This is a genomic window from Caballeronia sp. EK (assembly GCF_014384845.1).
GTDB classification, from domain to species: Bacteria; Pseudomonadota; Gammaproteobacteria; order Burkholderiales; family Burkholderiaceae; genus Caballeronia; species Caballeronia jiangsuensis.
On sequence record NZ_JACSUE010000005.1, the window covers coordinates 192,999 to 206,362 of the forward strand.

14 protein-coding genes and 2 tRNA genes are annotated in these 13,364 nt (G+C 63.6%); 8 read left to right on the forward strand and 8 right to left on the reverse strand.

Annotated elements, in window-relative coordinates:
* Nucleotide 1: 1 nt before the first annotated feature.
* The 5 genes from IAG25_RS16405 to pncB all read right to left on the reverse strand — a co-directional run bounded on the left by IAG25_RS16405 (nucleotide 2) and on the right by pncB (nucleotide 5,865).
* Complete coding sequence (locus IAG25_RS16405) at nucleotides 2–1,462, reverse strand: DNA recombination protein RmuC (protein ID WP_187605810.1); 1,461 nt, start codon at nucleotides 1,460–1,462, stop codon at nucleotides 2–4.
* Complete coding sequence (locus IAG25_RS16410; protein ID WP_187605811.1) at nucleotides 1,459–2,439, reverse strand: 2-hydroxyacid dehydrogenase; 981 nt, start codon at nucleotides 2,437–2,439, stop codon at nucleotides 1,459–1,461. Before IAG25_RS16410 ends, IAG25_RS16405 begins: the two co-directional genes overlap by 4 nt.
* A gap of 9 nt (nucleotides 2,440–2,448) precedes the next feature.
* Nucleotides 2,449–3,861, reverse strand: coding sequence for a sodium:proton antiporter (locus IAG25_RS16415; protein ID WP_187605812.1), 1,413 nt, complete (start codon nucleotides 3,859–3,861; stop codon nucleotides 2,449–2,451).
* A 5-nt stretch (nucleotides 3,862–3,866) separates the two neighbouring features.
* Complete coding sequence (locus IAG25_RS16420) at nucleotides 3,867–4,538, reverse strand: LutC/YkgG family protein (RefSeq protein WP_187605813.1); 672 nt, start codon at nucleotides 4,536–4,538, stop codon at nucleotides 3,867–3,869.
* A 136-nt stretch (nucleotides 4,539–4,674) separates the two neighbouring features.
* Entirely contained in the window at nucleotides 4,675–5,865 is a 1,191-nt protein-coding gene (pncB, locus tag IAG25_RS16425) for a nicotinate phosphoribosyltransferase (protein WP_035501715.1), read from the reverse strand.
* Nucleotides 5,866–6,143: 278 nt separating this feature from the next.
* On the opposite strand from pncB, the gene fdxA reads away from it, so the two are divergent.
* The 3 genes from fdxA to IAG25_RS16440 all read left to right on the forward strand — a co-directional run bounded on the left by fdxA (nucleotide 6,144) and on the right by IAG25_RS16440 (nucleotide 6,818).
* Nucleotides 6,144–6,467 (forward strand): ferredoxin FdxA, encoded by a 324-nt coding sequence (fdxA, locus tag IAG25_RS16430; protein WP_187605814.1) that lies wholly within the window; start codon nucleotides 6,144–6,146, stop codon nucleotides 6,465–6,467.
* Between the two features lie 120 nt (nucleotides 6,468–6,587).
* Nucleotides 6,588–6,663, forward strand: a tRNA-Asn gene (locus IAG25_RS16435).
* Between the two features lie 79 nt (nucleotides 6,664–6,742).
* Nucleotides 6,743–6,818 (forward strand) — tRNA-Asn (locus tag IAG25_RS16440).
* A gap of 72 nt (nucleotides 6,819–6,890) precedes the next feature.
* Here the strand turns inward: IAG25_RS16440 and IAG25_RS16445 are convergent.
* From IAG25_RS16445 to IAG25_RS16455, 3 genes are read right to left on the reverse strand one after another with little or no spacing between them, the layout of a single operon-like run.
* Nucleotides 6,891–7,475, reverse strand: coding sequence for a LutC/YkgG family protein (locus tag IAG25_RS16445; protein WP_187605815.1), 585 nt, complete (start codon nucleotides 7,473–7,475; stop codon nucleotides 6,891–6,893).
* Entirely contained in the window at nucleotides 7,472–8,863 is a 1,392-nt protein-coding gene (locus IAG25_RS16450; protein WP_187605816.1) for a lactate utilization protein B, read from the reverse strand. The genes IAG25_RS16445 and IAG25_RS16450 overlap by 4 nt, the downstream gene beginning before the upstream one ends.
* Nucleotides 8,860–9,603, reverse strand: coding sequence for a (Fe-S)-binding protein (locus IAG25_RS16455; RefSeq protein WP_187605817.1), 744 nt, complete (start codon nucleotides 9,601–9,603; stop codon nucleotides 8,860–8,862). The genes IAG25_RS16450 and IAG25_RS16455 overlap by 4 nt, the downstream gene beginning before the upstream one ends.
* Before the next feature lie 126 nt (nucleotides 9,604–9,729).
* On the opposite strand from IAG25_RS16455, the gene IAG25_RS16460 reads away from it, so the two are divergent.
* The 5 genes from IAG25_RS16460 (at nucleotide 9,730) to IAG25_RS16480 (ending at nucleotide 13,326) form a co-directional block, all read left to right on the forward strand.
* A complete protein-coding gene (locus IAG25_RS16460) occupies nucleotides 9,730–10,473 on the forward strand; it encodes a FadR/GntR family transcriptional regulator (protein WP_035501722.1) in 744 nt (247 codons plus the stop codon).
* A 301-nt stretch (nucleotides 10,474–10,774) separates the two neighbouring features.
* Nucleotides 10,775–11,260 (forward strand): CreA family protein, encoded by a 486-nt coding sequence (locus IAG25_RS16465; RefSeq protein WP_187606121.1) that lies wholly within the window; start codon nucleotides 10,775–10,777, stop codon nucleotides 11,258–11,260.
* A 74-nt stretch (nucleotides 11,261–11,334) separates the two neighbouring features.
* Nucleotides 11,335–12,156 (forward strand): helix-turn-helix transcriptional regulator, encoded by an 822-nt coding sequence (locus IAG25_RS16470; RefSeq protein WP_035501725.1) that lies wholly within the window; start codon nucleotides 11,335–11,337, stop codon nucleotides 12,154–12,156.
* A gap of 85 nt (nucleotides 12,157–12,241) precedes the next feature.
* Complete coding sequence (locus tag IAG25_RS16475; protein ID WP_187605818.1) at nucleotides 12,242–13,006, forward strand: AzlC family ABC transporter permease; 765 nt, start codon at nucleotides 12,242–12,244, stop codon at nucleotides 13,004–13,006.
* On the forward strand, nucleotides 13,003–13,326 hold the full coding sequence (locus IAG25_RS16480; RefSeq protein WP_187605819.1) for an AzlD domain-containing protein: 324 nt from the start codon (nucleotides 13,003–13,005) through the stop codon (nucleotides 13,324–13,326). Before IAG25_RS16475 ends, IAG25_RS16480 begins: the two co-directional genes overlap by 4 nt.
* The last annotated feature ends 38 nt before the right edge of the window (nucleotides 13,327–13,364 follow it).

Below are 13,364 nucleotides of genomic sequence, written 5' to 3' on the forward strand. Positions count from 1 at the left end.
GTCACAGGTCGTCGTCGCTTTCCGGCGATGACGGATCTCCGAGCGCATCGCCCAACAGCCCCGCCGTCTGTTCTCCCGGCAGCGCCTCGACATCGCGTAGGCGCTTGCCCATCTGCCGCGTGCGCGTCTGCGCAGCTTCGATCGAGCGCGTGACGGTTTCGAGCTGCGACTTCGTTCTCGCCAGCACTTCGCCGAACTTGCCGAACTCGGTCTTCACCGCGCCGAGGACCTGCCACACTTCGCTCGAACGCTTCTCGATGGCGAGCGTGCGGAAACCCATCTGCAGGCTGTTGAGCAGCGCGGTCAACGTGGTCGGTCCGGCGATCGTCACCCGATAATCACGCTGCAGCGAATCGCTCAGGCCGGGGCGGCGCAGCACTTCCGCGTAGAGTCCTTCGGTCGGCAAAAACAGCAACGCGAAGTCCGTGGTGTGCGGCGGCGCGACGTACTTTTGCGCGATCGATTTCGCTTCCGCGCGCAGGCGGCCTTCGAGCGCGCGCGACGCGTCTTCGACTCCGACCACGTCCGCCCTCTCCTGCGCGTCGATCAGGCGCTCGTAGTCCTCACGAGGAAACTTCGCGTCGATAGGCAGCCACACGGGCGTCGCGGCGTCGCCCGGCGCGCCTGGCGCATCGTGCCGGCCAGGTAGCCTGATCGCGAACTCGACGCGCTCGTTGCTCTTCGGAATCGTCGCGACGTTCTTTGCGTACTGATCCGGCGTAAGCAATTGCTCCAACAGCGATTCGAGCTGCACTTCGCCCCAGATGCCGCGCGTCTTGACGTTGGTGAGCACCTTCTTGAGATCGCCGACGCCGGCCGCGAGCGTCTGCATTTCGCCGAGCCCGCGATGCACTTGCTCCAGCCGATCCGACACGAGCTTGAACGACTCGCCGAGCCGCTGTTCGAGCGTTGCGTGCAGCTTTTCGTCGACGGTTCGGCGCATCTCGTCGAGCTTCGTCGCGTTGTTGGCCTCGATGTCCTTCAGACGCGCTTCGAGCGTCGCGCGCACTTCGCCGAGCCGACGCTCGTTCGCCTCCGACATCTGCGACAGATGCAGCGACATGGAATCGGCGAAACGCTTCAGCGCGTTGCCCTGATCCTCGCGCGCCTGCTGGCTTTGTTGCGCGAGTTGCTGGGCGAGCGCGTCGAACTGCGCGTTCTGCACGCTCGACGTGCTCGCCAGTTGCGTCGCGAGCGTCTGATGGAATTGCGTGAAGCCGCTTTGCGATTCCATGCGCGACACGCGCGCGCTCTCGGCAATGTCGCCTCGCAGCCCGCGTTCGAGCCGCTCTTGCGCGCGCGCATGCGCCTCGCCCATGTCGTTCACGCGATCGGTGAGCGCCTCGAATTCATCGTAAATATGCGCGTTCGAGTTACGCCGAATCGCGACGATGAGCGCAAAAAGCGACACGACCAGCGCGATCGCCAACACAGCGACAGCGCCATACAGCAATTCCGTCATTTCTTCAGCACGTCCGGATTGATCGGGTTGGGCGGATTTCCGGCGCGCGGCCCTTCGCCGAGCCCGGCGATGAGGTTGTCCGCCGCCAGATTGGCCATCGCGCGGCGCGTGCCCTCGGTCGCGCTCGCGATGTGCGGCGTCAGCACCACGTTGTCGAGCAGCAGGAAATCCGGGTTGAAGTCCGGCTCTCCCTCGAACACGTCGATGCCCGCCGCCGCGATGCGCTTGTCGCGCAATGCGACGATCAACGCCGCATCATCGACGATGCCGCCGCGCGCGATGTTCGTGAGCGTCGCCGTGGGCTTCATCAGCGCGAGCTCGGACGCGCCGATCGTGTGATGGTTCTCCTTCGTGTACGGCAGCACGAGCACGACATGATCCGCGCGCTTGAGCAGGTCTTCCTTCGACACGTATTCGGCGCTCAGCTGCGCCTCGATCTCGGGCGCGACACGCGAGCGATTGTGATAGATCACGCGCATGTCGAAGCCGCCCGCCCGCCGCGCGAGCGCCTGTCCGATGCGTCCCATGCCGATCACGCCGAGCGTCGATCCGTACACATCGGCGCCGAGGAACGAATCGAACGACCACTTCTGCCACTTGCCCGCGCGCAGATAGTGTTCGGATTCGGTGACGCGGCGCGCAGCCGCCATCATCAGCGCCCAGCCGAAATCGGCGGTGGTCTCGTTCAGGACGTTCGGCGTGTTGGTGCCGAGGACCTTGTGCGCGTCGAAGGCCTTCATGTCGAAGTTGTTGTAGCCGACCGCCATGTTCGCGACGACTTTCAGGTTCGGTGCGCCCGCCAGTTCCTTCTCGCCGACCCACTCGCCCGCGGTGAACGCTCCGTCCTTGTCGGCGATACGGCGCGCGAACTCGTCCTGCGGAAGCACGTCGCCGAGGTTCACGTCGACATCGAAATACTGTTTCAGGCGCTCGATCACATCGGGAAAGGTGGGACGCGCGACAAGTACCTTCTTCATCGATTGCTCCTAGAAAAATAGCCAGCCCAGAACGGCGAAAATCGGCAGGAGGACCACGCCCGACCATGCGATATAGCCGAAGAAACTCGGCATGTGCACGCCGCGCGATTCCGCGATCGCCTTCACCATGAAATTCGGCGCATTGCCGATATACGTGTTCGCGCCCATGAAGACCGCGCCCGCGGAGATGGCGGCGAGCGTCGTGGCGTCGGTGGTCATGAGCGTGTGCGCATCGCCACCCGCGAGATTGAAGAACACGAGGTAGGTTGGCGCGTTGTCGAGGAACGAGGACAGCAGGCCCGTCGCCCAGAAGTAAGCGATGTCGATCGGCTTGCCGTGCGCATCCGACACCGCGTGCACGATGCCGGCGAACGCGCCCGCCTCGCCCGCGCGCAGGATCGTGATGACGGGCGCGATCGTAATGAAGATGGCCGCGAACAGCTTCGCCACTTCCGCGATGGGCGCCCAGTCGAACGCGTTGCCCGCGCGCGCACTTTTCGGCGTGAGCGCGAGCGAGGCAAGGAGCACGGCCATGAGCAGCACGTCGCGCACGAGATTCTGCAATTTCACCTCGGTGCCGAACACGTCGAACGCGATGCCGGGCTTCCATACGCCGCTCATCAACACGAGCACGACGATCACGGCGAGCAACGCGAAATTGATCTTGCCGTCGATACCGAGCGGCGGCGTGTCGGGCGTCGGATCGAGAAAGGCGGGCCGCGCGTCGTGCCTGCGCCAGTAGTAGCTGTCGAGCACGTGGAACACCACGAGCAGCACGCCGCAGACGAAGAGCATCGGCAGTGCGAGATGCACTGTCGTCCAGAAGAAGCCGACGCCGTTCAGAAAGCCGAGGAAGAGCGGCGGATCGCCGAGCGGCGTGAGCGAGCCGCCCGCATTCGCGACAAGAAAAATAAAGAACACGACGACATGCACGACATGCTTGCGATTGTCGTTCGCGCGCAAGAGCGGACGGATCAGCAGCATGGCCGCGCCCGTCGTGCCCATGATGCTCGCGAGCGCGGTGCCGAGCGCGAGCAGCCCCGTATTCAGACGCGGTGAGCCGTGCAGATTGCCGCGCACGCAGATGCCGCCCGCGACCGTATAGAGCGACGCCAGCAGGACGATGAACGGCACGTACTCTTCGAGCATCGCGTGAATCAGTACGCCGCCCGCCGTGCCGGGCCCGAACGCGAGCGCGAACGGCGCGAGAAACGCGACGGTCCACGCGGCCGCGATCTTGCCGAAGTGGTGATGCCAGAGCTTCGGCGCGATGAGCGGAAACACCGCGATGGAAAGCAGGACGCCGATGAACGGAATGCCCCACGTAGCCGGAAGCGTCGCGCCATCGGGTGTCGCCGCGCTGGCGGGTGCGGCGATGAGCGCCAGCCCCGCGCACAGCGCGCCGGAAACGAAACGTCGCATCGTGCTCAGGCCCCGCGCACGATGATCACATGCACGCGATACGGCCCATGCGCGCCGAGCACGATGGTCTGTTCGATATCGCCGGTGCGCGACGGCCCCGAAACGAAGTTCACCGCGCGCGGGAGATCGCCCCGCTCGGCGCGCATCAACGCGAACGCGTCTTCGTGCGCCGCGACGATGCGCGACGTCGGCACGATGGCGATATGCGTCTGAGGCAGAAGCGCGCCGGATGCGGGTGTATCGGCGCCTGAGAGCAGCACGAGCGAACCGGTTTCGGCTGTCGCGCAAAAACAGCCGGTGATGCCGACGAGATCGGCGTCCGCCGGTTTGCGCAGCGCCGCCTGAATGCCCGCTTGCGCCCAGGGCAGATCGCCGAGCGCCGGCCACGCGACGACATCGACGGGAAGGTTCAGCGACTGAAGATAGCGCGCGGCTTCGGCGGGTGCGTCCGCGAGCGATTCCACTTCGGCGATCGTCGTGGAAAGACGCTCGGCTTCGAGCCTGAAGCGCGCGATCAGCTCGTCACGGGTCTGAGGCAACGGAGGACGCGGACCCGCCGGATGCCGCTCGACATACTCTTGCGCCGCCTCGCGCTCGGCTTCCGTAGGCGTGCCGCGACGGCCCTGCGCGTTGCGAATGCGCGCGAGAATATTGCGGCGCGCGACCGATGTATCCATGGTGCCGTCCTCGTGTTGGCGTGCTTGAGATTCGAACGCGCCGGACTGATCGACGACGCGTTCGAATTATAGCGAGCGACATACGCGCACGAACCTCGGCCGAACGGCATAGGCCGAACGCACGGCTGCAATGCCGTCAGTCGTCGCCGACCGGCTGCTCGATGCCGAACACCTGACGCAGATAGGCGAGATAGGCCTTGTCGTCGCACATGTTCTTGCCGGGCGAATCCGAGAGCTTGGCGACCGGCTGGCCGTTGCAGCGGACCATCTTGATGACGATCTGCAGCGGCTGATAGCCGAGATCGTTGGTGAGATTCGTGCCGACGCCGAACGCGAGCTGGCAGCGCCCGCGAAACTGCTGATAGAGCTGCAGCACCTTGGGGATGTCGAGCGCGTCGGAAAACACGAGCACCTTGGTGCGCGGGTCGCAGCGGTTCTCCTCGTAATGCCTGAGAAGGCGCTCGCCCCAGTCGAAGGGATCGCCGGAATCGTGGCGCGCGCCGTCGAACAGCTTGCAGAAGTACATGTCGAAGTCGCGCAGGAACGCCTTCATGCCGTAGACGTCCGACAGCGCGATGCCGAGATCGCCGCGATACTCCTTCGCCCACATCTCGAAGCCGAAAATCTGCGAGTCGCGCAGCCGCGGGCCCAACGCCTGACACGCCTGCAGGTATTCATGCGCCATCGTGCCGAGCGGCCGCAGGCCATGCTTCATCGCATAGAAACAGTTGCTCGTGCCGGCGAACTGCGCGCCGAGCTTGTCCTTCAGCGTCAGCACGACCTCCTCGTGCCACTGTCCCGAAAAGCGGCGGCGCGTGCCGTAATCGGCGATCTTGCAGTCGGAATATTCGGGCGGCGTGGCGAGCAGCTTGATCTTCTCGCGCAGACGCGTGCGGCCGGTTTCGTACTCGGGCTTGCGCTGCGTGTTGCGGAAATAGACCTCGTTGACGATTGCGAGCACCGGAATCTCGAAGAGGATCGTGTGCAGCCACGGCCCTTCGATTTCGATGTCGATCTCGCCATTATTCTTGGGCGACGGTGCGATACGGATGGACTTCTCATTCAGATGAAAGAGCGCGAGGAAATCGATGAAGTCGCTCTTGATGAAGCGCATGCGCCGCAGATAATCCAGCTCTTCTTCCTTGAAGCGCAGATTGCAGAGCTGGCGCACCTCGTCGCGAATCTCGTCGATGTACGGCACGAGATCCACGTTCGGCGTGCGACAGCGGAAGCGATATTCGACATGCGCCGCGGGAAAATGATGCAGCACGACCTGCATCATCGTGAACTTGTAGAGGTCGGTATCGAGCAGCGAATTGATGATCATGGTTCTGACTGGAACATCCACGCGAATTGGCCGTGCGCCCGGCGCCAGGCCGTATGCCTTTAGGCCATGTTACCCGAATGTGTACGACGGCATGACTCATGCCCCGCCCTTTTGCGAAGCGGCGCATACGTACATCACGAATCGATATAAAGCGCGCTGCGTGCGGCTCGCGCCCGCTTTTACCGTTACGCTACAATACGCGTTTCGATACGCGCACCTCCCGGCCCACGTAGCCGCTCAGGGCGCCGCCCCCAAGAATTCCGCATGCAGGAGCCTGAATGACTCACGTTGTGACCGAAAGCTGCATCAAGTGCAAGTACACCGATTGCGTGGACGTGTGCCCGGTGGATTGCTTCCGCGAAGGTCCCAACTTTCTCGCGATCGATCCGGACGAGTGCATCGACTGCGCCGTTTGCGTGGCCGAGTGCCCGGTGAACGCGATCTACGCCGAAGAAGACGTACCCGGGGACCAGCAGCACTTCACCGAACTGAACGCCGACCTCGCGCGTAACTGGCCCAGCATCACGAAGACGAAGGGCTCGCTGCCCGAGGCCGACGACTTCAAGGACGTCAAGGACAAGCTGAACCTGCTCGAGCGTTAAATCGCGCGTTTGTTCGCATCACGCTTCGGTTTGACTGCAAAAATTTGCTTTTCGAGTGAAGATTGGGCGTTGACACGATAATCTCAGCCCCCTATAATTTCGCTTCTCTGCTGTAGATGTTCCCCGATAGCTCAGTCGGTAGAGCGCCGGACTGTTAATCCGTAGGTCCCTGGTTCGAGCCCAGGTCGGGGAGCCAAAAACTCCAGCAAGTCGGTTTCAAAAGAACCCAGTCAATCGGCTGGGTTTTTTATCTCAGCAGCAGATATCTCAGTTGTTCCCCGATAGCTCAGTCGGTAGAGCGCCGGACTGTTAATCCGTAGGTCCCTGGTTCGAGCCCAGGTCGGGGAGCCAAAAGCTTCAGCCAAAAAGCCCAGTCATATGATTGGGCTTTTTGCTTTTCCGCCGTCTGGAAGCACTGATGCTTCACGCAAGCCACACGACGGTGAGTGAGCGCACGCCTTGTGCGCCGCGAATCAACACGCCTTCGATATCCGCCGTCGCGGACGGTCCCGTCACGAGCACCGCATAGCGCGCCGATGCGAAATCGGGCCGTCGATACACCTGTTGCAAGCCCTCGACGAGCAGCGCGGGATCGAGCAGCACGACGAGATGCTGCGACAGATAGCCGACTGAGTTCACGACATATTCTTGCTCGCTGAACCACACCGAGCCCGTTTCCGCGACGCCGAAACGCCCTCTCACGACGCCCACATCGACATCCTGGAGCGACGCCGGCGGCGTATCGGGCGAAAGCGGCCGCGTGCCCTCGACCCCAGGCACCGCCGACGCGATCACCTTCGCGTCCGGGAAGCGCGACGCGATCAGCGCGTTCACATCGTCCAGACCACCAGCGTCGATACACGTGCCGCCCATCGCGGTGAGCGCCGCCGTGAAACGCGCCTTCAGATGATCGCCTTCGGGCGTCGGAAAGAGCGGCACATCGGGACGCGGACGCGATGCAGGCTGCGCCGCGCGGATCTTCGAAAGAAAAGCTTCGCGAGTCGTCATTTTTCAGGCTTCCGGTTTTTCTTGTACCACTCGTGAAAAGTCTCGGCGGGCGCTTCGGGCAAATCGCGCTGACGTCCCCAGATGTTGAGCGGGTTGTAGAGCACGAAATTGGGCAGGCGCTTCAGCGCGCCGCCGAGCGACGCCACCGTCGCGCGATAAAGCGTCGGACTCGCGAGCAGTCGCCCCGCCATCTTCAGGACTTCCTGCTTCACGAACGGCACTTCGTGTTTCTCCGCGATCACCTCGCGCCACTTGTAGATCTGCTCGTGGATGTTCACCTTCACCGGGCAGACGTTGGTGCAACTGCCGTTCATCGTCGAGGCGAACGGCAGCGCGCTGTAGCGCTTCAGGTCGTGGGTCGGATTGATGATCGCGCCGATCGGCCCGGAATACGTTCCGCCATAGGAAAGCCCGCCGCTGCGCCGATACACCGGACACGTATTCATGCACGCGCCGCAGCGGATGCATTTGAGCGAGTACCAGAAATCGTCCATCGCGAGCCGCTCGGCGCGGCCGTTGTCGACGAGGATATAGTGCATCTCCGTGCCCGGACGCGGCTGGCGAAAGTGCGACGTGTACTGCGTGATCGGCGACCCGAGCGCGCTGCGCGACAGCATGCGCACGAACACGCCGAGATCGGCGATCGTCGGAATAAGCTTCTCGATGCCGATCGACGCGATATGCAGCGGCGGCACGTTCGCCGACAAATCCGCGTTGCCTTCGTTCGTGCACACGACGACCGTGCCCGTTTCCGCAACCGCGAAGTTGCAGCCGGTCATGCCCGCCGTCTTCTCGCGCACGAAGTACGGCCGCGTGTTCATGCGCTGGCTTTCGGCGAGATAGTGAATGTCGCTGTTCTGCGGATCGGTGCCGATGGTCTTGCCGAAGAGCTCGGCCACATCCGCGCGCAGCTTGTGCACCGCCGGCACGACCATGTGGCTCGGGTCCTGATGATCGAGCTGCTGGATACGCTCGCCGAGATCGGTTTCCATCACCGTGATGCCGCGCGGCTCGAGATAGTCGCGCATGTAGCACTCGTCGGTGAGCATCGACTTGCTCTTCACGAGCGAGGTCATGCCGCGCTCGCTCATCAGCTTATAGACGAGTTCGTTGTGTTCCTGCGCATCGGCCGCGAAATGCACGACGACGCCATTCTTCTCGGCCTGATCGACGAACTGCGCGATGTAATCGGCCAGATTGGAAAGCGTGTGCTCCTTGATCTGCGACGCGAGATTGCGCATCGTCTCCCATTCCGGGATGCCGTGCGCCTGCGCGTCGCGCTTGCTGCGCAAGTCCCACAGACGCTTGTCGTGGAACGCGACGTGATCCGGCTTTTGCAGGAACGCCCCCGCCGCCTTCGCGTGATCGATGCGAACGGTCCTGCTCATGCGCGTGCTCCGTTCAGGACCTGCGCGATATGGATGAACTTCGCATCGGCCTTCATGCGCTCCGCGCAGCCTTGCTGATGCATGAGACACGACATGTCGCCCGACACGATGTACTCCGCGCCCGCCCCGACGTGATCGCGCACCTTGTCCTGCCCCATGCGCACGGAGACCGCCTCTTCGGTGACCGAGAACGTGCCGCCGAACCCGCAGCATTCATCGGGACGCGCGGGCGTGACGAACTCGATGCCCTTCACGCCTTCGAGCAGCGCGCGAGGCTTCGAAAACGGCGTGCCCGCGACTTCCGAATTCGATGTCTCGCGCAGATGCCGCACCGCGCTGCAACTGTTGTGCAGCCCGACCTTGTGCGGAAACTCGGCCCACGGAAAGTCGCGCACCTTCAGCACGTCATGCAGGAATTCGACGAGCTCAAACGTATTGCGACGAACCTTCTGCACCGCGCTCGTCTGCTCGATCGCGGTGAAGTGCTCGCGGACATGATGCACACAGCTCGCCGACGGCCCGACCACATAGTCGTAGTCGGCGAAATTGCGCGCGAACACGCGCTCGGCGCCCGCGGCGTCCTTGTGCGCGCCGCTATTGGCCATCGGCTGGCCGCAGCACGTCTGATCCGGCGGATAGTCGACGTCCACGCCGAGCCGCTCGAGCAATTCGAGCGTGGCGATGCCGATCTGCGGATAGAACGCGTCGATGAAACAGGGGACGAACAGGGCAACTTTCATGAGGTCCGATCGTGGGGTTGGACAATCATTTTTGGTAAGCTTGGTCTGACCAAGACTTTAATGAGATGCCTCTTTCGTGTCAAACTCGGATATTCACCAGCTTTCAACCGGCCTATACGTCCAGCGATGAGTTTTCAGCCCGTCCATGCGCACTCGTACGCACGCGTGCGCCTCTCCGATGTCGTGTCCGGTCAGATTCGCGAACTGATCTCGAACGGCACGCTCCTGCCCGGCCAGCGCCTGCCCGCCGAGCGCGATCTGGCCGAGCAGTTGAACGTGTCGCGCCCGTCGCTGCGCGAGGCGCTGATACGGCTGGAATCGGACGGATTCATACGCGCGGCGGGACGCGGCGGTTTCGTCGTGTCGGATGTGACCGCGCCGCTCGTGTCGCATCCGCTCGCCGCACTGCTCGAACAGCAGCCGAACGCCAGCGCCGACGTGCTCGAATTGCGCCACGGCCTCGAAACGCTGTCCACCGCTTACGCCGCCGAGCGCGCCACCGACGCCGATATCGCGCGCATCGCCGCCGCGTTCGACGCGCTGCAGACCGCCGTCGCCGACAAGAGCACGCGCATCGCGGAAAAGGATGCGGCGTTCCATCTCGCGATCGCCGACGCGACGCACAACGTGGCGCTCACGCACGTCATGCACGGCCTCAACGAACTGGTTCGCGAATCGATGCTGACCTCGCATCGTCTCGTCGATTACGACGATGAAGTCGAAGCGAATCTGATGACGCAGCATCGCGCGATCTTCGATGCGATCGTCGCGCGCGATCCCGCCCGTGCGCGCGAGTGCGCGGGCGCGCATCTCGACTACGTGCGCACGCTCTACGCCGACATCGCGGCACGGAAGAAGCGCGTCGCCTGAATCGAATCGCCTTACGAATCTGTAAGCCGCGAGAAAGTCCTGATAGGACAACACCTACACAGATTTCGGACATGCACGGCTAACGCGCGCCCGCCTTCCTCGCGATACTGGAATCGTCAACAACAACACGCGAAGGAGGACGACATGCCTTACCTACTCGGATGGTTGCTCGGCGTGCCGGTGATCGTGCTGGTGATTCTGTATCTGATCTTTCATTGACTGCATGCGAAGCGCGAGATGCATCGAAGAGCCAAGGGCGTCGATACAATACGACGCCCTTTCTCATTTCCGGAAGACGATGATGAAACCCTCCGTCCTTGCGCTCGCCCGAAATCTGGCCTTGCTCGCCACCCTCCTCGGCGCGGGATTCGCGCACGCGGAGGAGATCGCCAGCGTCAACACCAATTTCCGTTTCACCGGTTCGGATCGCGTGAGCGTCGACGCTTACGACGACCCGCTCGTCCAGGGCGTGACCTGCTACGTGTCGCGCGCGCGCACGGGCGGAGTCAAAGGCACGCTCGGCATCGCGGAAGACCCGACCGAAGCGTCCATCGCCTGCCGTCAGGTCGGGCCGATCAAGATCGCACAGCCGCTCAAGCAGAAAACCGATGTGTTCTCGGCCGGCATGTCGTTCATCTTCAAGACGCTGCACGTGGTGCGCATCGTCGATGCGAAACGCAATACGCTCGTCTATCTGACGTACAGCGACCGCGTCGCGACCGGCAGCCCGAAGAACAGCGTGACCGCCGTGCCGGTGCCCGAAGGCACGACCATACCGGTGAAGTGATGCGCAACTGTCCTGTCCGGCGCGTAGCAAAGTTGTAAACTGAGCGATTCCGCCCGCTTCAGAACTTCCCGACGATGAACGCCGACCGTTTCCGCAACGCCGCACGCTACTGGCGCTCGCCGCTCGTGCCGGACGCGGACATGGTCACGGCCGAATACTACGATCACGAATTCTCGCCGCACTGGCACGACGCCTACACGGTGCCCGTCATCGAAGCCGGCGCGGAATGCTACGACTATCGCGGTGCGCATCACGTGGCCGAAACGGGCTCGGTGCCGGTGATCAATCCCGGCGAGGTGCATACGGGCGCGCGGGCCGTCGATGCGGGCTGGCGCTATCGCGTGTTCTATCTGCCGGTGCCGTTCGTCGAAGGCCTCGCGCGGGACATGTCGGGGCGGCGGGAATCGTCGCCCTGGTTTCCCGATGACATCATCCGCGATCCCGATCTGGCGCGGCGCCTGGTCGTCGCGCATCGGTTGCTGGAAAGCGGCGCGGATCCGCTTGCCGCGGAACTGGCGCTCGTCGATGCCGTGACGACGCTGCTCGGCCGCCATGCGCTGGAACGCCCGGACATCGCGCCGCTCGCCGCCGACACACACCGCGTCACGGCGATGAAATCCCGCCTCGCCGACGATCTGCTCGAACCGGTCACGCTCGCCGAACTCGCGCAGACGGTCGGTCTCTCGACCTTCCACGCGGCGCGTCTCTTCACACGCGAAACGGGCCTCGCGCCGCACGCATGGCGCAACCAGTTGCGTATCGTGCGCGCGTTGCCGGCATTGCGCGCGGGCGCATCCGTGACCGACGTCGCCGCGGCGAGCGGCTTCACCGACCAGAGTCATTTCACGCGCCATTTCAAGCGGACGTTCGGCGTGCCGCCCGGCCGCTGGCGCTGAGCGCTCCGCCCAGCCAGGAAAGCGCAAGAACGTACAAGCGCGTAAGCCGGCGTCTTGCGTATCCTCGCTTCCATAGGAGGAAACCTTGAAAGCAACACCCGCACAACCTTCCGGCGCCGCATTGCGCGAATTCGCTGCCGGCGCGCGCGACACCATTCCGATGATGATCGGCGCCGCGCCCTTCGGCGTGATCTTCGGCACGCTCGTCACCGCAAGTCCGCTCGCGCTCTGGCATGGCCAGTTGATGTCGCTCGCGGTGTTCGCGGGCTCCGCGCAGTTCATCGCGGTCGGCCTGATCGCGTCGCATGCGAGCTTCGCCGTCATCTGGGCGACGACGCTCGTCGTCAATCTGCGACACGTGCTCTATTCGGCGACGCTCGCGCCGTATGTCGCGCATCTGCCGCGCCGCTGGCGCTGGGCGCTCGCGGGCGTTCTCACCGACGAAGTCTTCGCCGTCGCCTACGCGCATTATCAGAAGCGCGCGCCGGGCGAGACCGGTCCGCATTACTTTTTCGGCTCCGGCGTCGCGATGTACCTGAACTGGCAGTTGTGGACGCTCCTCGGCCTGTTGTTCGGCGCGGCGTTTCCCGGTTTGAAGTCGCTCGGCCTCGACTTCGCGATGGTCGCGACGTTCATCGCGATCATCGTGCCGCAGCTCGTGGCTGTGCGTTTCGTCGCGGCCGCGCTCGCATCGGGCGTGCTGTCCTTCGCTTGGCAGGGCTGGCCGTACAAGCTCGGGCTGCTCGCGGCGGTGTTCGTGGGCGTCGCCGTCGGCATGGTGCTCACGCTGATGGAGAACCGGCCGCACGAGAAAAACCGCCTGAAGAACGCCAAGGAGCGCACGCAATGAACTACATCACGCTGATCCTCGGCATGGCGGTGGTCACATATGTGATCCGCGCCGCCGTATTCGTGCTGGGCGAGCGCCTGCCCTTTCCGCCGATCGTGCGCACCGCGCTCTCGTTCGTGCCGGTGACCGTGCTCACGGCGATCATCGTGCCGATGGCCGTCTCGCCGCACGGCAACGGCGCCGAGATCACCTGGCGCAATCCGCAACTCGTGGCGGCAATTGTCGCGATCATCGTTTGCGCGCTCACGAAACGGCCGCTTTTGACGATTGCGGTGTCGCTGACGGTATTTTTCGTCTGGCAGTTCGCCGTGCTGCGCTAAACGTTTCCGTCAATTCGCTAGCCAACGGCTTTCAAAAA